The 26,793-nt window shown below is 70.0% G+C and carries 22 protein-coding genes and 1 tRNA gene; 9 read left to right on the forward strand and 14 right to left on the reverse strand.

All coding sequences use genetic code 11. The features are described from left to right. Nucleotides 1–285 precede the first annotated feature (285 nt). The 7 genes from VPH61_RS14330 to VPH61_RS14360 all read right to left on the reverse strand — a co-directional run bounded on the left by VPH61_RS14330 (nucleotide 286) and on the right by VPH61_RS14360 (nucleotide 7,897). A tRNA-Asn gene (locus VPH61_RS14330) sits at nucleotides 286–358 on the reverse strand. 91 nt (nucleotides 359–449) lie between these two features. Beyond that, on the reverse strand, nucleotides 450–1,466 hold the full coding sequence (locus VPH61_RS14335) for a D-isomer specific 2-hydroxyacid dehydrogenase family protein (RefSeq protein WP_332064185.1): 1,017 nt from the start codon (nucleotides 1,464–1,466) through the stop codon (nucleotides 450–452). Then, nucleotides 1,463–2,320, reverse strand: coding sequence for a dipeptide/oligopeptide/nickel ABC transporter ATP-binding protein (locus tag VPH61_RS14340; protein WP_332064186.1), 858 nt, complete (start codon nucleotides 2,318–2,320; stop codon nucleotides 1,463–1,465). The genes VPH61_RS14335 and VPH61_RS14340 overlap by 4 nt, the downstream gene beginning before the upstream one ends. Next, the gene (locus VPH61_RS14345) at nucleotides 2,320–4,008 is read right to left on the reverse strand and encodes an ABC transporter ATP-binding protein (RefSeq protein ID WP_332064187.1); all 1,689 of its coding nucleotides are present in this window, start codon (nucleotides 4,006–4,008) and stop codon (nucleotides 2,320–2,322) included. Before VPH61_RS14345 ends, VPH61_RS14340 begins: the two co-directional genes overlap by 1 nt. Beyond that, a complete protein-coding gene (locus tag VPH61_RS14350; RefSeq protein ID WP_332064188.1) occupies nucleotides 4,005–5,078 on the reverse strand; it encodes an ABC transporter permease in 1,074 nt (357 codons plus the stop codon). Before VPH61_RS14350 ends, VPH61_RS14345 begins: the two co-directional genes overlap by 4 nt. Before the next feature lies 1 nt (nucleotide 5,079). Beyond that, nucleotides 5,080–6,171: an ABC transporter permease gene (locus VPH61_RS14355; protein ID WP_332064189.1), complete on the reverse strand. Its 1,092-nt coding sequence runs from the start codon at nucleotides 6,169–6,171 to the stop codon at nucleotides 5,080–5,082. 97 nt (nucleotides 6,172–6,268) lie between these two features. Beyond that, the gene (locus tag VPH61_RS14360) at nucleotides 6,269–7,897 is read right to left on the reverse strand and encodes an ABC transporter substrate-binding protein (protein ID WP_332064190.1); all 1,629 of its coding nucleotides are present in this window, start codon (nucleotides 7,895–7,897) and stop codon (nucleotides 6,269–6,271) included. A gap of 472 nt (nucleotides 7,898–8,369) precedes the next feature. Between VPH61_RS14360 and VPH61_RS14365 the strand changes: the two genes are divergently transcribed. The 3 genes from VPH61_RS14365 to VPH61_RS14375 all read left to right on the forward strand — a co-directional run bounded on the left by VPH61_RS14365 (nucleotide 8,370) and on the right by VPH61_RS14375 (nucleotide 11,647). Then, nucleotides 8,370–10,475 carry a peptidase M6 gene (locus VPH61_RS14365; RefSeq protein ID WP_332064191.1) on the forward strand — a complete coding sequence of 702 codons (2,106 nt, stop codon included), beginning with the start codon at nucleotides 8,370–8,372 and terminating at the stop codon, nucleotides 10,473–10,475. 120 nt (nucleotides 10,476–10,595) lie between these two features. Then, the gene (locus tag VPH61_RS14370) at nucleotides 10,596–11,081 is read left to right on the forward strand and encodes a hypothetical protein (protein WP_332064192.1); all 486 of its coding nucleotides are present in this window, start codon (nucleotides 10,596–10,598) and stop codon (nucleotides 11,079–11,081) included. After that, the gene (locus VPH61_RS14375) at nucleotides 11,078–11,647 is read left to right on the forward strand and encodes a TlpA family protein disulfide reductase (RefSeq protein WP_332064193.1); all 570 of its coding nucleotides are present in this window, start codon (nucleotides 11,078–11,080) and stop codon (nucleotides 11,645–11,647) included. Before VPH61_RS14370 ends, VPH61_RS14375 begins: the two co-directional genes overlap by 4 nt. A 42-nt stretch (nucleotides 11,648–11,689) precedes the next feature. Here VPH61_RS14375 and dnaG read toward each other — a convergent pair whose 3' ends face one another. The 3 genes from dnaG to dusB form a co-directional block, all read right to left on the reverse strand. After that, nucleotides 11,690–13,564, reverse strand: a complete 1,875-nt coding sequence (gene dnaG, locus VPH61_RS14380; protein ID WP_332064194.1) for a DNA primase — start codon at nucleotides 13,562–13,564, stop codon at nucleotides 11,690–11,692. Between the two features lie 87 nt (nucleotides 13,565–13,651). After that, nucleotides 13,652–14,908, reverse strand: coding sequence for a deoxyguanosinetriphosphate triphosphohydrolase (locus VPH61_RS14385; protein WP_332064195.1), 1,257 nt, complete (start codon nucleotides 14,906–14,908; stop codon nucleotides 13,652–13,654). 2 nt (nucleotides 14,909–14,910) lie between these two features. After that, nucleotides 14,911–16,068: a tRNA dihydrouridine synthase DusB gene (gene dusB / locus VPH61_RS14390; RefSeq protein ID WP_332064196.1), complete on the reverse strand. Its 1,158-nt coding sequence runs from the start codon at nucleotides 16,066–16,068 to the stop codon at nucleotides 14,911–14,913. Between the two features lie 92 nt (nucleotides 16,069–16,160). Here dusB and VPH61_RS14395 point away from each other — a divergent pair, with 92 nt between their 5' ends. Continuing rightward, entirely contained in the window at nucleotides 16,161–16,637 is a 477-nt protein-coding gene (locus VPH61_RS14395) for an aminoacyl-tRNA deacylase (RefSeq protein ID WP_332064197.1), read from the forward strand. A 28-nt stretch (nucleotides 16,638–16,665) separates the two neighbouring features. Here VPH61_RS14395 and VPH61_RS14400 read toward each other — a convergent pair whose 3' ends face one another. Further along, a complete protein-coding gene (locus VPH61_RS14400) occupies nucleotides 16,666–16,797 on the reverse strand; it encodes a hypothetical protein (protein WP_332064198.1) in 132 nt (43 codons plus the stop codon). Continuing rightward, complete coding sequence (locus tag VPH61_RS14405) at nucleotides 16,794–17,459, reverse strand: DsbA family oxidoreductase (RefSeq protein ID WP_332064199.1); 666 nt, start codon at nucleotides 17,457–17,459, stop codon at nucleotides 16,794–16,796. Before VPH61_RS14405 ends, VPH61_RS14400 begins: the two co-directional genes overlap by 4 nt. 84 nt (nucleotides 17,460–17,543) lie before the next feature. On the opposite strand from VPH61_RS14405, the gene VPH61_RS14410 reads away from it, so the two are divergent. The 5 genes from VPH61_RS14410 to VPH61_RS14430 all read left to right on the forward strand — a co-directional run bounded on the left by VPH61_RS14410 (nucleotide 17,544) and on the right by VPH61_RS14430 (nucleotide 25,210). Further along, a complete protein-coding gene (locus VPH61_RS14410) occupies nucleotides 17,544–18,113 on the forward strand; it encodes an AAA family ATPase (protein WP_332064200.1) in 570 nt (189 codons plus the stop codon). Nucleotides 18,114–18,157: 44 nt separating this feature from the next. Then, complete coding sequence (locus VPH61_RS14415; protein ID WP_332064201.1) at nucleotides 18,158–18,745, forward strand: PadR family transcriptional regulator; 588 nt, start codon at nucleotides 18,158–18,160, stop codon at nucleotides 18,743–18,745. Nucleotides 18,746–18,795: 50 nt separating this feature from the next. Beyond that, entirely contained in the window at nucleotides 18,796–20,517 is a 1,722-nt protein-coding gene (locus VPH61_RS14420; RefSeq protein ID WP_332064202.1) for an ABC1 kinase family protein, read from the forward strand. 80 nt (nucleotides 20,518–20,597) lie between these two features. Beyond that, nucleotides 20,598–21,938 (forward strand): SWIM zinc finger family protein, encoded by a 1,341-nt coding sequence (locus tag VPH61_RS14425; RefSeq protein ID WP_332064203.1) that lies wholly within the window; start codon nucleotides 20,598–20,600, stop codon nucleotides 21,936–21,938. Continuing rightward, nucleotides 21,935–25,210 carry a DUF7824 domain-containing protein gene (locus VPH61_RS14430; RefSeq protein WP_332064204.1) on the forward strand — a complete coding sequence of 1,092 codons (3,276 nt, stop codon included), beginning with the start codon at nucleotides 21,935–21,937 and terminating at the stop codon, nucleotides 25,208–25,210. The genes VPH61_RS14425 and VPH61_RS14430 overlap by 4 nt, the downstream gene beginning before the upstream one ends. 31 nt (nucleotides 25,211–25,241) lie before the next feature. On the opposite strand, the gene VPH61_RS14435 is transcribed toward VPH61_RS14430, so the two are convergent. Continuing rightward, on the reverse strand, nucleotides 25,242–26,051 hold the full coding sequence (locus tag VPH61_RS14435; RefSeq protein ID WP_332064205.1) for an isoprenyl transferase: 810 nt from the start codon (nucleotides 26,049–26,051) through the stop codon (nucleotides 25,242–25,244). Beyond that, nucleotides 26,048–26,785, reverse strand: a complete 738-nt coding sequence (recO, locus tag VPH61_RS14440; RefSeq protein WP_332064206.1) for a DNA repair protein RecO — start codon at nucleotides 26,783–26,785, stop codon at nucleotides 26,048–26,050. The genes VPH61_RS14435 and recO overlap by 4 nt, the downstream gene beginning before the upstream one ends. Nucleotides 26,786–26,793: the final 8 nt, after the last annotated feature.

Genomic DNA, 26,793 nt, shown 5'->3' on the forward strand with positions numbered 1-26,793 from the left:
TGTACTACGACGACATCATCGGCCGGTACTACGGCCGCCGAGATCGAGGAGACACTCGCCGACGAACCCAGCGACAATCTTCTCGGCAGCACCGGAGCGTTCGTCGTCGCGCGTGACGGCGATCAGGTGCTCGGCTGCGCCGGCGTGCGGTGAGGTGCCGGAGTTCAGCGACGCACCGTACGCCGACCACTGGATGGCGAAGGACCTCGTCTCGCCCGAGTGAGCAGGCGGAAGACGGGCGGAAACAGGAACGGCCCGGCCTCCGAAGAGACCGGGCCGCGAATGCTCCCCCACTTGGACTCGAACCAAGAACCTACCGGTTAACAGCCGATTGCTCTGCCAATTGAGCTATGGAGGATCGCTTGTTCAGCGATGGATACTCTAGCAAAAGGTTGGCCCGACTCCCAATCCGAGGCCGCCTCGACAACGTCGTGCGAGGCGACTCCGTCTCAGTAGCCCGCGACGGGATCGATGCGGCCCTCGAATGCGCCGTCGCCGAGGAAGGCGCGCACGTTCTGCGAGATGCGCTCGGCGAAGAGCGGCACCGTCATCTCCTCGGTGTCCGCGACGTGCGGCGTCACGATGCAGTTCGGCGCCTGCCAGAGCGGATGCCCCGTGGGCAGCGGTTCGGGGTCGGTGACATCGAGCCCTGCGCCGCCGAGATGGCCCGACGCGAGGGCCTCGACGAGCGCCTCGGTGTCGACGAGACCGCCGCGCGCGACGTTGACGAGCACGCAGCCACGCGGCATCCGCTGCAGTTCTGCCGCGCCGATCAGGCCGCGCGAGTCGCCGGTGAGCGCTGCTGCGAGCACCACCAGGTCGGCGCCGTCGAGCGCCTCGCCGAGTCGCGTCGTCGGCAGTGTGCGTGCCGCCCCGGCGACCGGCACGGCGCTGCGCCGCACGACCGTGGTGTGCACACCGAACGGCTCGAGCAGGCGCAGGAGCTCGACCGCGATGCCTCCCGCACCCACGATGACGACGTTCGCGCCGTAGAGCGTGCGGCCGAGTTCGTCGACGTGCCACGAGGTCGCGTGCACACGCCTCGGAATCTCGCGAAGCACCGCGAGTGCGAGCATGAGCGCGTGCTCGGCAACGGGCTGCGCATAGGCGCCCTTCGCACTCGTCCAGACGCGGCCGTCACCCGCAGCTCGCCCGAGAAGCCCGGCGAAGGCGTCGACGCCGGCCCAGGGCAACTGCAGCCACGCGATCGCCGGGTGGGCGTCGAGCAGGTGGGCGAGGTCGTCGCCTCCGGATGACGCAGTCCACACGACCCCGCGGGTCGCAGTCGACAGCGGGGCGACGACTCCCCCGGCCCGTTCGACTGCGTCGACGAACGCCCGCTCGGCAGTGGGCAGGACAGCGATCGGGCCCGCCTCCACCGGCGTCGGCGCGGTGCCGTGCACTTCGGCCGCACCGAGCACCACGCGGTGCCGTGCGAGCGGCACGGGCGCCGCGGCATCCGTCATGCCGAAGGACCCAGATCGAGGTCGTCGATCACCGCGTGACCGGCATCGAGCGCGCCCGCGAGGGCCTTCACGTACGGGTCACTCGGGTCGTCGAGCACCTCGTCGATCGAGCCGATCGCCACGAGACGCCCCCGGTCGAGCACCGCGACGCGACGCGCAGTGCTGCGCAGCACCGGCAGGTCGTGGCTGATGATGATCGCCGAGAACGTGTGCTCGCGCTGGAGATCGCCGATGAGCTGCGCGACGACGTCGCGCACCGTGAGGTCGATGCCGGCGGTCGGCTCGTCGGCGATGAGCACCGACGGCCCGAGCACGAGCGCGCGGGCCAGCGCGACCCGCTGACGCTGCCCGCCCGAGAGTTCGTACGGGTACAAGTCGAGCTTGCCGAGCGGCAGCCGCACGCCGTCGAGCATCGTGGCGACCCTCGTGGCGAGGGCCCGCGCGTTGTAGCGGTGGTCGCGCTCGAGGATCGGCTCGCCGATGATCTCGGCGACCGTGCGGTCGGCAGGCAGCTTCGAGGCGGCGTCCTGCGGCATGTAGCCGACGTGGAACTGGTACTCGGGCAATTTCCGCTTCGGGATGCCGCGCAGCGACTGCCCGAGCACCGTGGCGTCGCCGCCCGTGATGAGCGGCCGGCCCTCCGATGCGCGGGCCTCGAGCGCGACGCCCGCGAGCAGCCGCGCGAGCGTGCTCTTGCCGCTGCCCGCGCTGCCGAGCAGGCCCAGCACCTCTCCCGGCGCGACCGAGAGGCTCAACCCGTGCAGCGCGACGTGCGCCGGGCTCGGCCCACGTGCCGGGTACTCGACCGACAGGTCGTCGAGCACGATCGGATAGCCGTGGGCGGCGCCACGCATCAGACGGCCTCCCGAAGGCGCCGGAGTTCTTCGCGACGCTCGGCCTGGGCGACCGGATCGGGAACCGGCAGCGACGCGAGCAGCCGCTGCGTGTACGGGTCGCGCGGTGCGCCGAGCACCTCGGCCCCCGTTCCCTCCTCGACGAGCGAACCGCGATAGAGCACCGCGATGCGGTCGGCGAGGATGTCGACGACCGCGAGGTCGTGGCTGATGAAGAGCGAGGCGAAGCCGAACTCGCGCTGCAGCTCGGCGAAGAGCTCGAGCACGCGGGCCTGCACCGAGACGTCCAGTGCCGAGGTCGGCTCGTCGGCGATCAGCAGCTCGGGCTCGAGCGCGAGCGAGCGCGCGAGGCTCGCGCGCTGGCGCTGCCCGCCCGAGAGCTCGTGCGGGTAGCGGTCGCCGTAGGCCTTCGGCAGCTGCACCGCCTCGAGCAGTTCGTCGACCCGCTTGCGCGCCGCGGCGGGGTTCGACGCCCGGCCGTGGATGACGAGCGGCTCGGCGACGCACTCGGCGATGGTCAGCAGCGGGTTGAAGCTCGACGCGGGGTCTTGAAAGACGAAGCCGATGCGGCTGCGGAGCGGCCGGAACTCGCGCTCGCGCACGCCGTTCATCTCGTGGCCGAGCACCTGCAGCGAACCGCCGGTGACCTTCGTAAGCCCCGCGATCGCGCGGCCGATCGTGGTCTTGCCCGAACCGGACTCCCCCACGAGACCGAGCACCTCACCCGGACGGATCACGAAGTCGACGCCGCCGACGGCCTGGAAGCCGGGCTTGCCGAAGCGGCCCGGGTAAACGATCTCCAGACCGGATGCCTCGACCACCGGGGCCTGCTCGAGCCAGTCTGCCGGTCGCTTCGCAGCGCGCTCGATCGCGCTCGCCGTGCCGGTGCCGACGTACGGCACCGCGGCGAGGAGGGCCTTCGTGTACTCGGCCTTCGGCGCGGCGAAGAGCGTCTTGGCGTCAGCCTCCTCGACGACCTTGCCCTGGTACATCACGGCCACGCGGTCGGCGAGATCGGCGACGACACCCATGTTGTGGGTGATGAGCACGATGCCCATGCCGAATTCGTCTCGGCATCGACGCAGCAGGTCGAGGATCTCGGCCTGCACCGTCACGTCGAGCGCCGTGGTCGGCTCATCGGCGACGATCAGGCCCGGATCGAGCACGAGCGCCATCGCGATGACGACGCGCTGCTTCTGACCGCCCGAGAACTGGTGCGGGTAGTGGTCGACGCGATGCTCGGGGTCGGGGATGCCGACCCGGCCGAGGATCTCGATCGCCTTCGCCCGGGCATCCTTCGCCGAGATCGACGAGTGGGCGCGAAGCCCCTCGATGATCTGCCAGCCGACGGTGTACACGGGGTTCAGTGCGCTCGAGGGCTCCTGGAACACCATCGCGACATCCGTGCCCCTGACGGCCCGCAACTGCTTCTTCGAGAGCGACACGATGTCGCTCTCGGAGGTGCCGGCCTTGTTCGAGAGGATGACGGCGCCGCTCGCGGTGGCGGTCTCGGGCAGGAGGCCGAGGATCGTCTTGGCGGTGACGGTCTTGCCCGACCCCGACTCGCCGACGATCGCGAGCACCTCGCCGCGCTCGACCTTCAGCGACACGTCGTCGACGGCCTTGACGGCGCCCGCGTCGGTGGCGAACGAGACGCCGAGTCGCTCGATGTTGACGACCGTGCTCATGAGCGGACCCCGATTCCGTGTTCATCGAATGATTCGCCGTCTTCGAGACCCGCGAGCCCGCCGGGCCCGGCCGTGAGCGTGCCGCCGGGCACCACGGAGGTCTCGGCGACCTCGCCCGAAGCCTGTGCGACGCGTCGGCGCCCGCGCAGGCGCGGGTCGGCGAGGTCGTTCAGGCTCTCGCCGACGAGGGTGATGCCGAGCACGACGAGCACGATCGCGAGGCCCGGGTAGAGCGCCGTCCACCAGATGCCGCTCGAGACGTCGGAGAGCGCCTTGTTGAGGTCGTAGCCCCACTCCGCCGCCGCCGTCGGCTCGATGCCGAAGCCGAGGAAGCCGAGGCCCGCGAGGGTCAGGATCGCCTCGGACGAGTTCAGCGTGAAGATCAGCGGCAAGGTGCGGGTGGCGTTCCGCAGCACGTGGCGGAACATGACCCGGCCGTTCGAGGCGCCGAGCACCTTGGCGGACTCGACGAACGCCTCGGCCTTGATGCGCACCGTCTCGGCGCGGATGACTCGGAAGTACTGCGGGATGAACACGACCGTGATCGAGATCGCGGCGGCGAAGACGCCACCCCACAGGTTGGACTGGCCGCCCGAGATGACGATCGCCATGACGATTGCGAGCAGCAGCGACGGGAACGCGTAGATCGCGTCGCACACGACGACGAGCACGCGGTCGAGCCAGCCGCCGAAGTAGCCCGAGACGAGGCCGAGCAGCACGCCCGCGAAGATCGACAGGATCACCGCGATGATGATGACGTACAACGCGGTCTGCGCGCCCCACAGCACTCGCGAGAGCACGTCGTAGCCGCCGACGGTGGTGCCGAAGAGGTGCTCCGCCGACGGCGCCTGCTGGCTTCCGAAGGCTCCCTCGGCGTCACGCAGCTGCGCGAAGCCGAACGGGGCGATGAGCGGTGCGAAGATCGCGACCAGCACGAAGAGGCCGGTGAGCACGAGGCCAGCGACGAGCATGCCGCGCTGGAGGCCGACGCTCTGGCGCAACTGGTGCACGACGGGAAGCCGGTCGCGCAGGCGCCGCTTCGGCGGCCGGATGACGGTGTCGGTCGACATGTCAGTACCTCACCCTCGGGTCGATGAGCGCCGCGATGATGTCGACGATGAAGTTGGTGAGCGCGACGATCACGGCGAGCAGGGCGACGATTCCCTGCACGGCGACGAAGTCTCGCGCCTGGAGGTACTCGGAGAGCATGAACCCGAGGCCCTTCCACTCGAAGGTCGTCTCGGTCAGCACCGCACCGCCGAGGAGCAGCGCGATCTGCAGGCCGATGACCGTGATGATCGGGATGAGCGCCGGGCGGTACGCGTGCTTGCGCACGAGCCGGTACTCGCTCACGCCGCGCGAACGAGCGGCGTCGACGTAGTCGGTCGAGAGGGTGCCGATGACGTTGGTGCGCACGAGCCGGAGGAACACGCCGGCGGTGAGCAGGCCCAGCGCGATCGAGGGCAGCACCGCGTGCGCGAGCACGTCGCCGAGCACGGCGGGATTGCCCGTCATGATCGCGTCGACCGTGTAGAGGCCCGTCTTGTTCGGCAGCAGCTCCATCTGGAGCTGTGCACTGACCGAGGCTCGACCGGCGACCGGCAGCCATCCGAGCCACACCGAGAAGATCAGCTTCAGCAGCAGGCCGGCGAAGAAGACCGGCGTGGCGTAGCAGAGGATGGCGAACACGCGAAGGGCGGCGTCCTGGCCCTTGTCGCGGAAGTACGCGGCGATGAGGCCGAACGGGATGCCCACGACGAAGGCGACGAGCAGGGCGTAGAACGCGAGCTCGAGGGTCGCGGCACCGTAAGTGATGAGGATCTCGGTGACCGGGCGATTGTCGGTCAGCGTCGTTCCGAAGTTGCCCGTGGCGATCTGTCCGAGGTACTCGAGGTACTGCACGAAGATCGGGCGGTCGTAGCCGGCCGCGTGGATGCGCTCGGCGAGCTGGTCGGCCGGGAGCTGGCCGCCGAGCTTCGCCGTGATCGGGTCGCCGGTCGAGCGCATGAGCACGAAGACGAGGGTGACGAGGATGAACACCGTCGGGATGATGAGGAGGGCCCGCACGATGATGTAGCGGCCGAGGCCGCCACCCGAAGATCTGGGTGGTCTCCGTTTTGCGGGGGACGCGCTACTGGCGGGCGCCGTCGTCGTTGAGGTCAATGTTCGCCAATCGGGTGAGGCTCGAATGCGGATGGCCCGCTCCGGAGAGCGGGCCATCCGTTCCTTGCGTAGAAGTGACTCTAGCCGTTCAGCCGGCTCAGCCCTTCGTCAGCGCCGCGTAGCGGAACTTGAACGAAGCGTCGAGCGTCTGGTCGGCGCCTTCCACGTCGGTGCCGGTCACGGCGACCTGAGCACCCTGGAGGTACGGGACCGTCGACAGGTCGGCAGCCACCTTCTGCTGGATCTCCTCGATGAGTGCGGTGCGTGCCGCCGGGTCGAGCGTCGACGCCTGCTCGATGATCAGGTCGTTGACTTCCTGGTTCACGTAGTGGTTCGAGAGGAAGTTCTCGATCAGGAAGAACGGCGTGACGTAGTTGTCGGCGTCCGAGTAGTCGGGGAACCAGCCCAGCTGGTAGGCCGGGTAGACGTCGGAGGTGCGGTCCTCGGAGTACTGCACCCACTCGGTGGTCTGCAGGTTGACCGTGAACAGGCCGGTCGACTCGAGCTGGTCCTTGATGAGCGCGTACTCGTCGGCCGACGAGGGGCCGTAGTGGTCGTTCGAGTACTGCAGGTTCAGCTCGATCGGCGTGGTGACGCCGGCGGCCGTGAGACGCTCGGCGGCCTTGTCGGCGTCGGGCGCACCCGAACCGTCGCCGTACATCTCGACCATGGGCTCGATCGCACCGGCGAGGCCGGCCGGCACGTACGAGTACAGCGGCGTGTAGGTGCCCTTGTAGACCTGCTCGGCGAGCTCATCGCGGTCGATGAGGTCGGCGACGGCCTGGCGAACGGCGAGCGCCTTGGCCGGGTCGGCCTCGGGCGTCTTCGCGCCGTACGGCTGCGTGTCGAAGTTGAAGACGATGTAGCGGATCTCGCCGCCGGGGCCCTCGACCACGTTGACCTTGTCGTTGCCCTTGAGGTCTTCGATGTCGGTCGCGGAGAGGCTGCGGTAGGCGACGTCGATGCCGCCTTCCTGCACGTCGAGCTTCAGGTTCGACGACTCGGCGTAGTACTTCAGGTTGACCGTGTCGGTCTTCGCCTCGGCGAGCAGGCCCTTGTACTCGGGGTTCTTCTTGAACGAGATGAGCGTGTTGAAGTCGTAGCTCGCGATCGTGTACGGGCCGGCGAACGCGTTGGCCGCGACGATCTCGTCGTCGGGAGTGAGCGCGTCGGCCGCGAAGACCTCGTCGTCGACGATGGCGCCCGGGAAGCTCGTGAGGATCAGGGGGAAGACCTGGTCGTTCTCGGCCTTCAGGTGGAAGACGACCGTGGTGTCGTCGACGACCTCGGTGCTGTCGAGGTTGTAGAGCAGGCTCGAGGCGCCGTTGGGGTCGGCGATCGCGAGCTGGCGGTCGAACGAGAACTTGACGTCGTCGGCCGTGAGGTCGTTGCCGTTCGCCCACTTGAGGCCCTCGGGAAGCGTGACCGTGTACTCGGTCGGCGAGGTGAACTCGGCCGACTCGGCGAGGTCGGGAACGACGTCGGTGCTCTGGTAGTCGGTGTTCAGCAGGTACGGGAAGACCTGCGTCTGCACGGCGAGCGAGCCGTTGTCGTACGAGCCGGCCGGGTCGAGCGTCGTCACCTTGTCGGTCGTGCCGATGGTGATCGAGCTGCCGGAAGCCTCTTCGGCTCCTCCGGCTGCACAGCCGGCGAGCGCGAGGGCTGCGGCCGAGAGTCCGGCCACTGCGACGAGGCCGCGCCGCCCGTTCTTGGATGCGGATGTCATATCCGTCTACCTCTTCCTTTGGATATCGGCACGACCGCGACGAGGCGGCCGCCGAACTGTGTGAGACCGGGACGTTCGGATCCCGCAGGCGGGACGAACCGGGTTGCTCGTTCTTCGCTTCGAGCGACGAGAGCGGATGCGCCTTCGCCGCTCGATCCGAGAGACACTTCAAGAGGTAGCACGGCGACCTTGCAAGGGAACCCAAAGTTATCGGACCGTAACGTTCAACAATTCCGAACGATATCGGTCAGAACTCCTCACACTTCGGAAACGACGCAAGTCCGCCCTTCGGCAGGCTCCCGGTGGGAGGCTGTCGTCCACATCGTCTTGACAGCGGTCTCAGTGCTGCTGCACAGGATCGGAACAGTGGGCAGCATCGCCTGCGATCACCATCGGGAGGTTGGCAGTGACACGACATGACCCAATGAAGCGGACCGGCGGGCGCCGGCGACCGGACACGAGGCGGGTGGGCATGGCGGTCGTCGCCGCCGCGGGAGCCATCGCACTCGCCGCCGTCTCCAACGGAGCCGCGAGCGCTGCACCACCCGAGGCCTTCGATCCATCGGTCCTCGACCCGATCGACTCCCAGAACTGGGAGAACATGGACGACATGACGTGGGACGACTACGTCGGCGTGCCCGGCACCGACTGGGCGAACGACGCCGAGGGATCCGAACGCCAGTTCAACGGAGCCATCGTCCTCGTCGACTTCGAGAACCAGCCGTTCCTCGTCACGCAGCCGGAGGGCACCCACGCCTTCGGCGACCCGTCGGGCCTCGCGAACGGCCTCGAGCGCGAGGACGTGCCGGGGTTCTACCTCGACCTGCTGAACAAGCCGAGCGAGCTGAACCACGGACGCACCATCAACGAGTACTGGATGGAGCAGTCCGGCGGCCGGCTCAGCGTGCAGATGGAGGCGTTCGGACCGTACCAGCTGCCCGGGAACATCGAGGAGTACGGCCTCAACGACTCGTTCAACAAGCCGAACGCCGCGTTCTGCCCGCAGGGGCTGTCGTGCGACAAGAACATCCGCACCGACGCCAACGCGCTCTGGGGTGCGGACATCGGCAGCGACGACCCGCTGACCCAGTTCGACCAGGTCTTCTACGTGACCGCCGGACACGACGAATCAGCGACGTGGGAGGAGTTCGGGCAGATGCTGTTCGAGAACCCCGAAGACGTCACCGACGACTTCGGCCCGCCCCGTGACGAGAACGGTGTCGCCCTCGACCAGAACGGCGCGCCCATGGCGAACTGGGCGAAGACCCGCTACATCCCGTGGACCTCGTGGGCTGCGGCGGTGAACCACTGGCCGAACGCGAACTTCCCGCGCAACGGACGCGCCGGCAACTCCACGCAGGCCGAGTCCTCCGGAATGGGCACCTACGCCCACGAATTCGCGCACATCCTCGGGATCGCCGACAACTACGGCAACCCGTACGGCACGGAGGCCGCCGACGGCGGACCGCTCCGCGACACCAGCGGACCGTTCGACATCCTGGCCCGCGGAACGTTCAACGGTCCGGGCGGCACGCACGAACGCTGGAGCGTGCCCTCGGTCGCGGGCGGCTCGCAGCCCGCGGGCGTGGCCCTGCGGAACCGCATCAACCTCGACATCATCGACGAGTCCAACTACCTGAACATCCAGGAGGGCGAGCTCGATGCGCTCGGCTCGGTCGTGACGAACGTCGTCTCGCGCGCAGTGATGCGCCCGGGAGAGATCACGGGCATCAACCTCGTGTTCGACAAGCCCGGTGAGGCGGCGGCCGACGATTCGACCGGCAGCTGCACGCGCCGGGCCCAGTACGACTGCGACGGCGGCTCATTCGACAACTACACCGTCGAAGTGATCGACCAGATGGGCACCGACTCGTTCCAGCCCGACCACGGCGTGATGATCGCGAAGACGAAGAACCTCGATCGCAACCCGTTCATCTGGACGATCGACGCCAACCCGCAGGACATCGCCACGGTCGACTACGTGCGCCCTGACGGAACGCCGATCATGATCACTCGGGGTGACCAGCGACAGCTGAACGATGCGCTCTTCCACGCGGGCAACGATTCCGGTTCGGAGTACGAGTACGTCGACACGGCGAACGGCCTGCACTTCTACGTCGTGAACGTGCAGCGCGACGCCGACGGCATCCTCGCCTACGACGTCGCGGTGCGCTCCACGGTGAGCGCGGGTCCGCAGGCGCGCGGCGTGGACCTCGGCACGGCGGTCGTGAATGGCAACCTCGCGTCGCTGCACGGCCAGGCCGAGGCCACGGGCATCGCCATCGCGCAGTGCGCCGTTCCGCTCACCAACTCGGGCGACGCCGTCGAGGACGCCAAGGCGAACAGCGACATCTACCGTATCGCGACCACGATCGAGGGTCGCGGCTGGTCGGTGGACACGCCGAGCAACATCGTCACGGCAGCGGCCGGGGAGACCGTCTCCGTGCCCGTGTACGCCTCACGCGGTGCGGACGCCGCTCGGGACGCGGTCGTCACGGTCACCGCGACGTCGGAGAACGACCCGACCGTCACGGAGACCATCACCTGCGAACTCGACGCGCCGGGCAACGCCCGCTGAGTCGAACCGTCGGCCGGACCGCGCGGAATGGAGCCCGTCTCCGTTCCGCGCGGCTCCGGCCCGTTCTCGCGCCAGATGGAACCGACGCCCGCTTCGACCCTTCCAAGAGGAGATCGCATGATGTCAGGGAGCTTCCGACGTGCAGCGTCGGCCTCCGCACTCGTCGCGGCGGTGCTCGCGCTCGCCGCGTGTGCGAGCCCGCAGAGCGCGGGGTCGGCGGGTTCCGACGGCCACGAGCTCGAACTCGTCGTGCGCGACGGCCATCTGCGTGAACTCGGCGCCTCGTGCTCGGGCGCCCGGCCGTATCTCGAGTTCCACGCGGGAGCCGAGCTCGCCCTGCTCGATGACGACGGCCGAGCGGTGTTCTCGACACCGCTCGGTGATGGCGAAGCCGTGAAGGTCGACGACATCGACTACGGGGCCGCCCCGCGCATCCCCACGTTCTGCCGCTTCGCGCTCGGAGCCGTCAACCTCGACGACGGCGAGAGCTACGACGTGAGCATCGACGGCCACGTCGTCGCCGAGCATCGAGCGGATGCCGCGGCGACGATGGTGTTCGTTCCGGCGCTCGCCGTGATCGCCCCGACCACAGAGGAGACGGAATGAGCAACGGCCGCAGATCGATCGCCGCGCTCGGCATTCTCGCCGGCGTCATCCTCGTCATGACCGCCTGCTCGAGTGGCGTACGCGGCGGCGCGACGCAACTCCCGGCCCCGGTGCCCGCAGAGGTCGAATACGCCGCTGCCGCGGAGAGTCCGATGGCGCCGAGTCTCGAGGGGCGGCTCGTCGACGACACGCCCGTCGATCTCGAGGTGCTCGCGGCCGGCCGACCGCTCGTCGTGCAGTTCATGGCCAGCTGGTGTTCGAGCTGTGCCGAGCAGCAGGACGTCCTGTCCCGGATCTCCGACGAGTACGGTGACACGATCGCCGTGGCGCACGTCTCGGGCGACACGGATGCCGACGCGCTCACCGCCTATCTCGATGAGCACGGCGTCGACGGGCCGGTGCTCGTCGATCCCGAACTGCAGGTCTGGCGGTCGTTCGCCGTGACCGAGCCGCCGATGACGGCGCTCATCGACCACGAGGGGCACCTGGTCAGGCTCTGGCCGGCCGGTGCCGACGAGGAGAAGCTCGGCGAGCAGCTCGATCGGCTCGTGCGCGGCAGCGACTGAGTCGTCCCGCGACTGAGTCAGGCGCGCAGCGGCCGGGTCGGATCAGTCGGCGCGCAGCGCCCGGCGCTCGGTCTCGATCTCGACGAGGGCGCGCTGCAGTGCCGCGTACGCGGCGGTGTCGGCGCGGTCGGTGCGCTGCAGGCGCCCGAGCAGCTCGGACTTCTGGCGAAGCAGTTCGCGATCGACGAGGGCGCTCACGACGCCCTGCACGTAGACGGTGAGCTCGGCCTCGTTGCGATGCGGCATCGGCGCGACGGCGAGCTGCTGCACGAGGCTCGCGAACGGCTGCGGCACCTCGGCGATGACGCGGTCGACGCGCACCTGCGGGTCGGGCGAGGCGAGCACCGACGCGATGCCGTCGCGGATCACCGCGAGCGACGGGTTGCCGAATCGGCAGTCGATCGCGTGGCGCAGGAGGTCTGCGCCGACGGTGTCGGGGTGCTGCACCATCGCCTGCAGGGCGTCGCGTTCGAGGCGGGTCGCCGGGTCGTTCGGCAGTTGGGTGATCGAGAACGGGCGCTCGGGGACATCCGCTGCCGTGGCGGTGCTTGCGGGCCCGGATGCCGCGGACTGGCCGCCGCCCGACTCCCCCGACTTCGGCCGGCTCGAGGCCGAGCGCACCGCGCGCGCGACCTCGCCGAGCTCGACGCCGAGCATGCGGGCGAGCTCGCGGGTGTACCCGGGTCGCATTGCCGGGTCGCGGATGTCGGCGACGACGGGTGCCGCTGCACGCAGTGCCCCGACCCGGCCCTCGACCGTCTCGAGGTCGTAGCGCGACAACGTGTGCTTGATGACGAACTCGAACATGGGCGTGCGCGACTCGATGAGGGTTCGCACGGCGGCGTCGCCGCGGGCCAGACGCAGGTCGCACGGGTCGAGCCCGTCTGGAGCGACGGCGACGAAGGTCTGGGCCGCGAAACGCTGCTCTTCACCGAAGGCGCGGATCGCCGCCTGCTGGCCGGCCGCGTCGCCGTCGAACGTGAAGACGACCTCGCCGACGCCCGATGCATCGCCGAGCACGCGGCGCAGCACCTTGATGTGGTCGACGCCGAACGAGGTGCCGCACGTCGCGATCGCCGTCGTGACCCCCGCGAGGTGGCACGCCATGACGTCGGTGTACCCCTCGACGACGACGACCCGGTGGCTCTTCGAGATGTCGCGCTTGGCGAGGTCGAGCCCGTAGAGCACCTGCGACTTGTGGTAGATCGCGGTCTCGGGGGTGTTCAGGTACTTGGGGCCCTTGTCGTCGTCGAGCAGGCGCCGGGCGCCGAAGCCCACGGTCTGGCCGGTGACGTCGCGGATCGGCCAGACGAGGCGGCCGCGGAAGCGGTCGTAGACGCCTCGGTCACCCTGGGAGACGAGGCCCGACGCCGAGAGCTCTTCGGTCGTGAAGCCGCGGCCCTTGAGGTGGTCGGTCAGGGCGTCCCAGCTCTTGGGCGCGAAGCCCACGCCGAAGCGCCGGGCGGCCTCGGCGTCGAAGCCGCGCTCGCCGAGGAACCGGCGGCCGACCTCGGCGTCAGGGGCGCTGAGCCGTTCGACGAAGAACTCGGCGGCGGCCTGGTTGGCGGCGAGGAGGCGGGCGCGGTTGCCGTGGTCGGAGGCCTGGCCGCCGTCTTCGTAGTGCAGCTCGAAGCCGATGCGACCCGCGAGCCGCTCGACCGCCTCGGTGAACGAGACGTGGTCCATGCGCTGCAGGAAGGAGTAGACGTCGCCCGACTCGCCGCAGCCGAAGCAGTGGTAGTAGCCGAGCCCCGGACGCACGTGGAAGCTCGGGCTGCGCTCGTCGTGGAAGGGGCAGAGGCCCTTCATCGAGCCGACGCCCGCGGACTTCAGGCTGACGTGCTCGCCCACGATGTCGGCGATGTTCGTGCGGGCCTTCACCTCATCGACATCGCTCTGTCGAATTCGGCCCGCCATGGCTCTCATCCTAGTTCGCCGCGGGACGCCGGCGGCCGAGTGAGCGCGTCGTCACCGGTACCCGCGTCGTCACCACTGCCCGCGTCGTCACTGCTGCACGAGGCGCTCGTACCAGGCGAGGGCCGACTGGTCGGTGAGGCTCGCGACCTGGTCGACGACGACGCGCTTGCGAGCGGCGTCGTCATCGGCGGCCCTCCAGTCTTCGGCGAAGCCGGCGTCGAGGTGCTGCTCGCCGCTCTCGTGCAGCACGTCGGCCAGCGAGGTGAGCACCTCGCGCTGCTGGTGGTAGATCGGCTGGCGCGTGTTCCTCGACATGACGTAGGCCGCCACGATGCCCTTCAGCACCGCGATCTCGGCCTGGATCTCGCGGGGCACGATGACGTCGGCATCGAATCTGATGAGGCTCGCGAGCGGGAACGCCGACCGGGTCGCCGAGGTGGCTGCGTGGGCGAACCGACCGATGAGCTGGCTCGTGAGGTTCTTCAGGCGACCCTGGTCGAAGCGGCTGCCGTTCCAGGTGTCGAGCCAGCCGTCGAGCGAGTCGAGGCGGTCGAACGCGGCGATGAGCTCGTCGTGGGTGACCGAACCGCCGACCCACTCGTACATCGACGAGACGAGGCTCTCGTGGTCGACACGGGCGCCGAGTGCGGCGACGTCGATGTAGCCGTTGACGATGGCGTCTTCGAAGTCGTGCACCGAGTAGGCGATGTCGTCGCTGAGGTCCATGACCTGCGCCTCGATGCAGAGGCGGCGCTCGGGGGCGCCGGCGCGGAGCCAGCGGAAGACCTCGGTGTCGCCCTGGTAGAAGCCGAACTTGGCCCGGCCGGATGGGTCGACGACGCTCGTCTCTTCGGGCCACGGGTACTTGCAGCTCGCGTCGAGGCTCGCACGAGTGAGGTTCAGGCCGTAGCTTCGCCCGTCGGGCCCGAAGACCTTGGGCTCGAGCCTCGTGAGCAGGCGCAGCGTCTGTGCGTTGCCCTCGAACCCGCCGATGTCGGCCGCCCAGGTGTTCAGTGCCTTCTCGCCGTTGTGGCCGAAGGGCGGGTGCCCGAGGTCGTGCGCGAGGCACGCGGTGTCGACGACATCGGGGTCGAGGCCGAGGCTCGAGGCGAGCTCGCGGCCGACCTGCGCGACCTCGAGCGAGTGCGTGAGGCGGTTGCGGGCGAAGTCGAGGCCGGCCGTGGGGCTCAGCACCTGGGTCTTCGCCGCGAGGCGGCGGAGCGCGCTCGAATGCAGCAGTCGTGCGCGGTCGCGCGCGAAGTCGCTGCGCCGCGAGGAATGCTCTTCGGGCAGCCAGCGCTCGGTGTCGGTGGCCTCGTAACCGCCGAAGAGTGGTTCGCGCATGCTCAGCCGCCGCTCGTGTCGAGTTCGGCGTCGACGAGCGTCACGCGGTCGTGGCCGACGAGCTCTTGCGAGTCGAGCCACCCCTCGGGCAGCGCCGGCTTCTTCGGCGTGCCGGCGCGGCCGCGCGGCCCCTCGGCCCCCTCGCCCGGGTAGGGCATCGACCAGTCGAGCGTGCCGAGCAGCTCGTCGAGCTGGGCGAGCGACTCGACGGTCGCGAGGCGGGCGCGCAGGTCGCCGCCGACGGGATAGCCCTTGAAGTACCAGGCGACGTGCTTGCGGATGTCACGGCACCCGCGCTCTTCGCTGTCGAAGAACTCGGTGAGGAGCTCGGCGTGGCGACGGAACGTCTGCGCGACCTGCCCGAGCGACGGGTGGAAGCTCTGCGACTCCCCGCGGAACGCCGCGGCGAGGTCGCCGAAGAGCCACGGGCGGCCGAGGCATCCGCGCCCGACGACGACGCCGTCGCAGCCTGTTTCGGCGACCATGCGGAGCGCGTCGTCGGCCGACCAGATGTCGCCGTTGCCGAGCACCGGCACGCTCGTGACCGTTTCTTTGAGCTTCGCGATGGCCGACCAGTCGGCCTCACCGGAGTAGAACTCGGACGCCGTGCGCGCGTGCAGCGCGACCGCCGCGACGCCCGCGCCCTCGGCGATGCGACCGGCCTCGAGGTAGGTGAGGTGATCGGCGTCGATGCCCTTGCGCATCTTGATGGTGAGCGGCGTCTCGCCGGCCGCGCGCACGGCGCCCTCGACGATGTCGCGGAAGAGCCCGCTCTTCCACGGCAGTGCTGCGCCGCCGCCCTTGCGGGTGACCTTCGGCACGGGGCATCCGAAGTTCAGGTCGATGTGATCGGCCCGGTCTTCGGCCACGAGCATGGTGACCGCCTCGGAGACCGTCTTCGGGTCGACGCCGTAGAGCTGGATCGAGCGCGGTGTCTCGGACTCGTGGTGGGTGATGAGGCGCATCGACTCGGGCGTGCGCTCGACGAGGGCGCGTGAGGTGATCATCTCGCTGACGTAGAGGCCGGCGCCGAACTCGCGGCAGAGGCGGCGGAAGGCCGTGTTCGTGATGCCGGCCATGGGGGCGAGCACGACGGGCACATCGAGGGCGAGCCCGCCGATCGTGAGCGGGCCCGCTGGAAGCGTGGTGGTTGATGACATCACGGACGATTCTCCCAGAGATCGGGGCGCACTCGCCCGCTTCGGCCGTACGCGCCTAGGATTCTCGGAGGAACGAGGCTGGGGAGGACGACATGTCGGAGCTCACGGGTGCGGATCGGGTGCGAGCGGATGCCGCGGCGCGCGGCCTCGAGGTCGAGATCATCGAGCGGCCGGCGGCGAACAGCCTCGAGGAGGCGGCCGAGCTCATGGGCATCACGCCCGCCGACATCGTGAAGTCGCTCGTCGTCAAGCGCAGCGACGACACCTATCTCTTCGCGCTCGTTCCCGGCGGCCGCAAGATCAGCTGGTCGAAGCTGCGCGCCCTCGTGGGCGTCAACAAGCTGCAGCTGCCCGATGCGTCGCTCGCGCTCGACGCGACCGGCTACGAACGCGGCACGATCACACCGCTCGGCTCGACGACCGCATGGCCCGTGTTCGTCGACGAGTCGATCGCCGGACGCCGCGTGTCGATGGGTGCCGGCGAGCACGGCCGCAGCCTCTTCGTCGACGCCGACCAGCTCATCGACGCGTTCGGCGCGACCGTGGCCGACATCTCGGATCCCGAGTAGGCGAGGTCTCGATACGGCGCCGGGGCGCCTACTCGACCGGCGAAGCAGAGGGGATGTAGCAGACGTCGCCCTCGCAGACCATGGCCGACGGATCGCCCGTGATCATCGCGAACGGCGCGGGTGCCGCGGCATCCGTCGTCTCGGTGTCGACCTCGCTCACGCGACGGCGCCCTCGCGCTCGCCGGCGATCTGGGTCAGCGCCTGGGCGAAGACCTCGGCGGGCTGTGCCCCCGAGATGCCGTACTTGCCCTCGATGACGAAGAACGGCACGCCGTTGATGCCGTAGGCCTGCGCCTGGGCGATGTCGGCCTGCACGGCGGCCGCGTAGCGGCCCGATTCCAGCGCTTCGCGTGCCGCGTCGGCGTCGAGGCCGATCTCGGCGCCGAGTTCGACGAGCTCGTCGACCCGGCCGACGTGGCGGCCCTCGGTGAAGTAGGCGCGCAGCAGGCGCTCGGTGAGCTCGAGCTGCAGGCCCTGCTCCTTGGCGAAGTGCAGCAGCTCGTGCGCCTTCAGCGTCTTGGTGTGCTGCAGCGCGTCGAAGTCGTAGTCGAGTCCGGCGGTCGCCGCGACGCCCGTGACGTGCTCGAGCATCTGCTGCACGCGTTCGGCGGGCATGCCCTTGTGCTTGGCGAGGAAGTCGATCTCGGATCCCTCGAAGTCGACGGGCGTGTCAGGGGCGAGTTCGAAGGAGTGGTACGTGATGTCGACCTCGGGTGCGTCGGCACCGAGCGAGGCGATGCCGCTCTCGAGGTGGCGCTTGCCGATGTAGCACCACGGGCACGCGATGTCGGACCAGATGTCGATCTTGATGGGTTCACTCACGAAGTATGCGAACGGATGATTCGGTCCTCGTATTCCCGAGTGGATCGCCGCGAACCGCGGGCCGGCCCGGTTTAAGCTGAACGGATGCCCCGCGCCGCCGACTCCCCCAGCGAGCCGCCTCCTCGGCGCATCCTCGTCGCCGGCACGAGCGGTGCGGGAAAGTCGACTTTCGCCCGGCGGATCGCCGCGGCATCCGCTCTGCCGTTCCAGGAGATCGACGCGCTGTTCCACGGCGCCGGCTGGACCCCGCGGCCGAGCTTCGTCGCCGACGTCGACGCGTTCACGGCGCAGCCGGGCTGGGTGACCGAGTGGCAGTACGACACGGTTCGGGAGCTGCTCGCCGACCGGGCCCAGCTGATCGTCTTCCTCGACTACTCGCGGTTCCGCGTGATGCGGCAGGTCGTCACCCGCACGGTGCGCCGCCGCGTGCGACGCGAGGAGCTCTGGAACGGCAACGTCGAGGGGCCGCTCCACACGATCTTCAGCGACCCCGAGCACATCATCCGCTGGGCGTGGACCACGCACGGCACGCGAGGCGAGCTCGTCGCGGACGCCGCCCGGCGGCGCCCGCACCTCGAGGTCGTGCGGCTGCGGCATCCGCGCGAGGCCGACGCCTGGCTGGCCGAGACCTTCCCCTTCCATCGAGACTCGTAGCGATATATCGTTGAGTATCGCTCGAACGAACCCGGGAGGTCATCATGAACGGTCAACGCCCGACAGGCGCATTCGGTGGTGCAGGTTTCAGTGGGGGTGAGCGCGGCTTCGGCGCAGGCAGCCCGGGCGCCGCGATCTGGGAGGCGATGGAGCAACTACGCTCGACGTTCGACCCGCGACCGGGAGCGAAGCGGATGGCGCGCGGCGACGTACGTGCTGCTGTGCTGGCCCTGCTCGCCGAGCAGCCGATGCACGGCTACCAGATCATCCAGGAGATCGAGGAGCGCAGCGGCGGCTCATGGAAGCCGAGCGCCGGCTCGGTCTACCCGACACTGCAGCTGCTCGCCGATGAAGAGCTCATCGTCGCCGAAGAGCTGCGCGGCCGCAAGACCTACTCCCTCACCGATCTCGGCCGGGCCGAGGCTGAGGCCGCCGCCGACCGCGCCGCGCCGTGGGAAGCGTCGTCGTCCAGCGGTGCCGAGCAGCATCGCGCGCTCTCGAAGGCCGGCGTCGAACTGGCCGCCGCCGCCGCCCAGCTCGGCCGCAGCGGAACGCCCGAGCAGGTGAAGCAGGCCGTGACCGTGCTCGACGACGCCCGTCGCGCCCTGTACTCGATCCTCGCGCAGAGCTGACACGTGAGGTCTCTGCGTCCCCTTCGACGGTGCGCCGAACGGATGTCGCGATGAGCGAGCATGCCCGCCGGGCGCGATCGCGCCGCATCCTGACGTTCGCGGCGCGCCGCCTCATCGGGCTCTGGTGGTTCGAGCTCGCGCTGCCGAAGGTGGGCCTCGCCGCCGTCGCCGAACGCACGCGCGAACGACGTGTGCGCCGAATCGCCGAGGACTTCCGCACGCTCGCCGTCGAGCTCGGCGGGCTCATGATCAAGGTCGGACAGTTCCTCTCCTCACGCCTCGATGTGCTGCCGCCCGAGATCACCTCGGAACTCGAGGGCCTGCAGGACGAGGTGCCGCCGGTGCCGTTCCCGGCGATCCGCGAACTCGCCGAGGCCGAGCTCGGTGCGCGCCTCGGGCAGGTCTTCGACCGGTTCGACGAGGTGCCCGTGGCGGCAGCGTCACTCGGGCAGGTGCACCGGGCTCGGCTCTCCGACGGTGATGCCGCCGCGACCGGGCTGCGCGATGTCGTCGTCAAGGTGCAGCGCCCCGGCATCGATGAGATCGTCGCCGTCGACCTCGCCGCGCTCCGCCGCGTCGCCGGTTGGCTTCGGCGGGTGCGGGTCGTCTCCGACCGGGTGGATGCGCCGGCCCTCGTCGAGGAGTTCGCGCAGACGAGCCTCGAGGAGATCGACTACCTGCACGAAGCCGCGAGCGCCGAGCGCTTCGCCGAGTCGTTCGCCGACGACGCCCGCGTGTACGCCCCGGCCGTGGTGTGGGAGCGCACGACCCGCCGCGTGCTCACCCTCGAAGACGTCACGGCGATCAAGATCAACGACACCGTCGCCCTCGTGGCCGCCGGCATCGCGCCTGCCGACGTCGCCCGCGTCTTCGCCGAGATCATGTTCGACCAGGTCTTCACGCATGGCTTCGTGCACGCCGACCCGCACCCCGGCAACATCTTCGTCACGCCGCTGCCCAGTCTGCAGGATCGTGGCGGGCCCGGCGGGCCTGCCGTCGCAGCGTCACCGGCCTGGCGACTCACCTTCGTCGACTTCGGCATGATGGCCGAGGTGCCGTCCGAGCTGCGCGGCGGGCTGCGCGCGCTCGTCATCGCCGTTGCCGCCCGCGACGGTCGGGCGATGATCGAGGCCGCGCGAGAGATCGGGGTGCTCATGCCGTCGGCCGCGACCGGCGAGCTCGAGCGTGCGCTCGCGCAGCTCTTCGAACGGTTCGGCGGCATGGGATTCGCCCAGCTGAAGGACGTCGACCCGAAGGAGTTCCGCGAATTCGGGAACGAGTTCGGCGATGTCATGCGCTCGCTGCCGTTCCAGCTGCCCGAGCGGCTGCTGCTCCTGATCCGGTCGATGGCGCTCACCTCGGGCATGTGCAGCGGACTCGACCCCGAGTTCAACGTGTGGGATGCCGTCGAACCCTACGCCGCGCGGCTCCTCGACGAGGAGCGGGGCGACTTCGCGCGGGATCTCGCTGCCGAGGCGATGACGAGTGCCGGGCTCCTGTGGCGCATGCCGCAGCGCCTCGACGCCCTCATCACGAAGGCCGATCAGGGCCGGCTCTCGTTCGACACCTCGCGTCTCGAGCGGCGACTCGACCGGCTCGAGGGCGTCGCCCGCCGCGTCGTGTCGGCGGTGCTGTTCACCGCGCTGCTGATCGGCGGCGCGGTGCTCGTCGCGCCGAACCCCGTGCTCGGAACGACGCTGATGATCGCCTCGGCCCTGCCGCTGCTGCATGCGCTGTTCGCCGGAGTGGTCGGCCGCCGCGGTCGCCGTTAGCGCCTGGTCGAAAGCCTGCGTCGGTCCCGCATCGACACGTGTGCCGAAGACGGAGCATCTCCTCCGCTAGCCTCATCCGCATGGATGTTCGCGGGTTCACGACGGTGTCTTCGCTGACTCGGGATGGGCTCGTACTCGCGCTCGCCCCCGCGCTCACGCCCGACGGTCCCGTCGCCAGTCCGAGCTTCTTCCACGGCTTCTCGACCGAGCCGCAGGTGCTGGCCCGCGGACTGCTGTCACTCGCCGACATCACCGCAACCCGGTACTTCAAGTACACCCCCACCACCCAGCGCGACCCGGTGCTCACCGCTCACGGCGACCGGCTGCGCGCCGAGGTGTTCTCGGCGTGCAACAGCGTGTACGCGCGCCTCGACCTGCTCGACTCCGGCCTCGACGGCGGCGAGGTGTCGCATGGAACCACCAACGTCGACATCGGCATGTCCACGCGACGGGCACTCGCCTCGATCGGCCGAAACGCGCTGTTCCACCTCGATGTCGGCCGCCATGGTCTGAAGATCGCCACTCCCACTGATGCTGAGACCGAACGACCGGTCGAGATGCCCGATCGCTGGGTCCACGCGCTCGGCAACGTCGCGGAGATGCACCGTCGGCTCGAGCGGGCCTTCACCCTCGACCGGGCGGCCGCACGCGCGTTGCTCACCTCGATCCCCCCGGCGACCGCGGCGGGATCGACCGGATGGCTCACGCGGACCGCGTCAGGGAGCCGCATCGCGCCGCGGCGCACGCCCGGCGCGGTCCACGTGCACGGACTGCATCGCCTGAGCGCGCTGAAACGCCTGCTGCCCCACGTCACCGGACTCACCGTGTACGGCCCCGCCGACGGAGAGCCCGGGGCCGCGGCATTCGAGGTCGACCTCCCGCACTCCCGCCTGTTGCTCGGGATCACGAAGGAGGCATGGCGCGGCTTCTCGGGCGAGGGATCGCTGTTGGGCGCCCTGGCCGGCCCAGGGGCCGCCGAGCACGCAGCACTCGTCTCCGCACTGCTGGCCTTCGAGCCCGTGATCGACGTCGATCGGCTCCGTCTCGCGTCGGGACTGTCGACCGCAGACGTCGAGTCGGGACTCGCCGTGCTCGCTGCTTCCGGACGCGTCGGCTGGGACGTGCACGCGGGCGCCCATTTCCACCGTGAGCTGCCAGACGACCCCGCGCGGGTCGCGCGCGACAATCCGCGCCTCGCAGCCGCGCGACGCCTCGTCGCGCAGCATCTCGTGGAACGAGGCACCGAACTCGGCGAGTGGCTCGTGCGCGCAGGCACCCGAAGCGAGCCTGCCACCTACACCGTGCGCGGCGCCGACGGAGGCTTCCGCTGCAACTGCGCGTGGCAGCTCACCGGCGGCAGCGATCGCGGACCGTGCAAGCACGTGCTCGCCGTGCAGATCCTGATGGAGGAGATCCGATGACCGACGCCCTCACCCGTTCGCTCGAGTTGTTCCGCGACCTCGGCTGGGCCGACGCCCAGCAAGCGGACGCGCTCGAGCTCTCGGTCGGCACCGAGGCGCAACGGCGCGAGGCCCGTCTCGGCCTGCAGCGCGGCGATTGGGATGTGTGGGTCACCGAGGGGAACACCCTCACCCGCGGTTCCGCGGTCGGGACGGTCGACCACGGGATGCTCGCGCTGTTCGCGATCCGGGTGGGTGCAGACGCACGACGTGCAGAAGCGGTGCTCGGCGGGCCGGGTTCCGTGCCGGATCAACTCGCTGCCGAGGTGCTCGCGACGCGCGGCCCCGAGTTCGCGATCGCGTTCACCGCGCGCGCATGCCGTTCCAATCGTCGCCCGTGGGAGCACGCGTCCTCGGTGCACGCCGGTCGTGTGGTGCGCCTGGTGCACCATCACGAACTGCCCGTGCCCGAGAGCACGGAGTACCTGAAAGACTGGGCCGTGTACGCGGCCGTCGCGCTCGGCCTCGAAGCGGAGCTGTATCCGGCCGACCGCGGACCGATCGAGACCGGCCTCATTCGGTCGCGCTTCGCCGACCATCTGCGAACCGGCGTCGCCGTCGGTGCACCGGCGACCGGTCCGTTCGGCGGCGTGGTCGCCACCGGCGTCGAACAGGGCTGGATCGAGCGCGACGAAGCCGTCTCGCTCGTGCTCGATGCCCTCGATGCCGCCCAGCGCCCTGGTGATCGCAAGGTGTGGGCCGGACTCCTCGTCGATTCGCTCGCTCTCACCGACACCGAGATCATCGCGCGCGCGGATGCGCTCGTCGGGGCCATCAGCCACGCCGAAGCCCCGGTGGTGACGGCGCTCGCACCGGCGATCATCGAGCACGGCGACGACCACCAAGCCGCCGACGTGCTCTCGCTCTCGCTCGCCGCGAAGTCGAGGGCCGCCCGAACGGCAGTACTCGACGCCGCCCTGCGCCGCGTGCAGCCGCTCACCGGCGAAGCGGCCGCAACCGCCGTGATCGCCCTGTCGCCGATCGAGTCCGGGCGAGACAGCGCGCTCGCGAAGTCGGCGAGGGCGCTCCGTGAGCGATGGGGCGTCGCCACCGAGCCCCTGCCGGAAGCAGAGACCGTATCGACCGCGTGGCAAGCTGCACCCGAGGTGTGGACGGTACCGCGATTCCAGCCGTCGGTCGTCTCACCTGCCGCGCTCGCCGACGCCTCCGGGATCCTGGCATCTCGCCCGGACAGCGCCGAGGATCTCGAGGTCGACCGCTTCCTGGAGCTCGCGAACGCGGTCGCGCGCGCGGATGCAGACACGGCGCGCGCCGCGCTCCGCGGGCTCAGGCCGAACTGGAGCGCGGGCGTGAGCGCCGCTGCAGACTGGGTCGCCGGTACCCCCATCCGAATGCTCGACCGGCTCGTGCAACCGGGCGACGACGATTGGCGGAGCGATGTGGTCTTCGGTCCGACACCGGCACGCGAGGCCGCGGTCGTCCAACGGCTCGGCCAGGTGCCCGCGCTGCTGTCCGCGCCGTCGTGGGACGACCTTCGGATCGCGCCGGACGACCTTGTCGAGCGTCTGCAGGCATATCGCGATGCAGACGCCACCTCGAGCGAGGCGGATCTGTTCCTCGCGCTGCTTCGCCTCGACCTGACGCTCATGGAGCAACGACATCTCGATGCGTTCGCCGTGCTGGACGTGCCCGTGGTGCTGCAATCGGGAGCCGTCATGCCCATCGCGGCCGGCCCGGCAGCACGGGCATACGCGCTCGATCCATTGCTCGAGCCCGCGCTGGTGCAGGACGAGGACGGCGACTGGCGTCGTGAGTCCACTGCGCTTCCAAGATCGCTCGCCCACTTCCCGCGGCGCATCGATACGACGAGGTACGGCTGGGGCACCCCGGTCGACGTTCCGATGTGGGGCGATGGCGCGTTCCCGGGCGACGGGCTCGAAGCCGGCAGCGGCTCCGAGTGGCGGCAGCTCGCGCGCCGCAGGGAACCGCTCACACCGCGCCTCGCTGCCCGGATGCTCTGGGGACTCGGCTCATCGCACCCGCGTGCGGCCGCCGACATGTTCGAGGGCGTGCTGGAGGCGTGGGACCGAGGACTGCTGCGACCGGGTGTGGCTGATCTCTCACTGCTCGGCCGGAGTGCTCCGGGCGGTGCGCAGCTCGCTCGCGTCGCGCTGGAGCTGAGCGAGGCCGGTCTCGGCTCAGTCGTCTGGCCGCTGCTCGATGATTTCGTGGGCCGGTCGCTCGGAGCCGTTCGGATGACGGCGGGCACCGCGGAGGTCGTCGAGGCGATCGGCGCCCTGCTCACCGCCGCCTCGGATGCCGTCGCGGCGGGGCTCGCCGACCCGTCGACCCTCGATCTCCCGCACACGCGCACCCTCGCCGCCCGCCCCGGCTCCTCGCGCGCCGTCGCCGCCGCCAAAGCGCTCGTCGTCGGGCTCCCCGCACCGAGCGCACCCGCCGACGCCGACGCCGGTGCGCCGGAGCCCGTCGTCGATCTCGATATCGTCTGGCCAGCTGGAGACGGAGAGGGGCCGGCAATCGACGACGGCGTGCACCTCGCCTCCTCATCGCACACCCGCGGCTCGAAGCGGTTCGTGCCGCTCGAGTTCGCGCTGGCCGAGGCACCCGACGTGCACTACCGGGCACTCATGTCCTGGTCCTACGCCCTCGACCGCGAGGGTCAGCTCGATGCCGACACGATCTCGGGTGCCGAACGACGTTGGTTGCGATGGGACGACGCGCTCGGCCGGATCACCCCCTCGGAGTTCCGCGACCGCAGCGCGGGCAAGGACGGACCGATGAGCAGCGGCCCGGTGCCGCCGCTGACCGTGCTCATGGTCGCGGTCGTGCTCGCCTCGCTGTGCTCCGACGTCGAGTCGCGATACAGCGTCGACGCGATGGTCGCCAACCGCCGATTCACCGCGGAGTCGGTGCGCTTGGCCGCCTCACGACTCCTGCCGCTGCCCGACATCTCCCCCGCGCGCATGATGGGGTCGATCGAACGCGAGCTGCGCGCCCTGCCGGTGCTGTGGCCGCTGCTCACCGAATCCGTCCGTTACGCGGCATCCCAGCCGAAGCCGCCGTCGTGGCTCAATCGCGTGCTCGACGTCGGGCTGCTCCGGGCCCCGGTGCTGCGCGCCGCCGCGGCCGCGGGCCGGATTCCGGCCGAGCACGCCGTCTGGCCGGGCCTGGCAGAACTCGCGTCGCGGTCGGGATCGAGTGCCGTGCTCACCAAGGCGCGAAAGCTCGTCATCGAACTCGGCCTCGGTTGACGGCGACGATGGTCGAAGGAGTCGGCTCGGCTCAACTCCCGGCGGTCGGCGCGTCGATCGCGCCGCCGAAGCGGCGATTGCGCCCGGCATACAACTCGATCGCCTGCCAGAGATCGACGCGCGAGAAGTCGGGCCACAGCGTGTCGAGGAATACCATCTCGGCGTACGCCGACTGCCAGAGCATGAAGTTCGAGGTGCGCTGCTCCCCCGAGCTGCGCACGAAGAGGTCGACGTCGGGCAGGTCGGGCACGTAGAGCCGCTTCGCGATGAGCTTCTCGGACACGGCCGAGGGGCGCAGGCGACCGGATGCCACGTCGTCGGCGATCGATCGCACGGCGTCGGCGATCTCGGTTCGGCCGCCGTAGTTCACGCACATCGTGAGGGTGAGGGTGTCGTTGCCCGCCGTCAGCTGCTCGGCCACCTGCAGTTCCTTGATGACCGACGCCCAGAGACGGGGCCGGCGGCCCGCCCAGCGGATGCGCACGCCCCACTCATTGAGCTGGTCGCGCCGGCGGTGCAGCACGTCGCGGTTGTAGCCCATGAGGAAGCGCACCTCTTCGGGCGAGCGCTTCCAGTTCTCGGTCGAGAACGCGTAGACCGAGACGTGCTTGACCCCCGCCTGGATCGCGCCGGCGACGACGTCGAGCAGCGCCGCCTCGCCGGCCTTGTGCCCCTCGATGCGGGTGAGTCCGCGCCGGTTGGCCCATCGTCCGTTGCCGTCCATCACGATCGCGACGTGCGCCGGCACGGCACCCTTCGGCAGCTCGGGCGGGTAGAGGCCTGTCCAGTCGAGCGGCCGGTAGGGCACGGCGTCGCGATGGGTGTAGGGCTTCGGGCTCACTGGGCGGTCGTCTCTCTGGATACGTGCGGCAGCGAGCGGAGGCCCCGCTCGAGGTGCCACTGGGTGTAGGCGGCGATGATGCCACTGGCCTGACCGCGATCACGGTCGCCCGACGCCTTCGCGAAGGTCCAGTCGCCGGCGAGCAGCGCGCCGAGCAGCTCCACCGTGGACCCGGCGATACGGGGCGTGCCGGGCGGGGCGCACTCGTCGCAGACGACGCCGCCGAGCTGCACGACGACCGCCGTGTGCTCGCCGACCCTGCCGCATCGGGCGCAGTCCTGGAAGCTCGGCGCCCACCCGGCGAGGGCGAGGGCGCGCAACAGGTAGGAGTCGAGGGTGAGGCTCGCCCCGTGCTCGTGCCGCGAGAGGGAGCGCAGGGCACCGACGAGCAGCAGGTACTGCTGCAACGACCCCTCGGCCTCGGTCAGCTTGTCGGCGGCCTCGACCATCGCGTTCGCGGCAGTGTAGGCCGAGTAGTCCTGCGTGATGAGCGCGCCGTAGGAGCCGAGCGACTCGGCCTGCGTCACGACGTCGAGGCTCCGGCCCTCGTAGAGCTGCAGGTCGGCGACCATGAACGGCTCGAGCCGCGAGCCGAACTTCGAGCCGGTGCGCCGCACGCCCTTGGCGACGGCGCGCACCTTGCCGTGCTGCCGGGTCAGCAGGGTGACGATGCGGTCGGCCTCGCCCAGCTTGTGGGTGCGGAGCACGACGGCTTCATCTCGATACACGGGCACCCTTCATT

The organism is Agromyces sp. CCNWLW203 (assembly GCF_036576125.1).
GTDB lineage: Bacteria > Actinomycetota > Actinomycetes > Actinomycetales > Microbacteriaceae > Agromyces.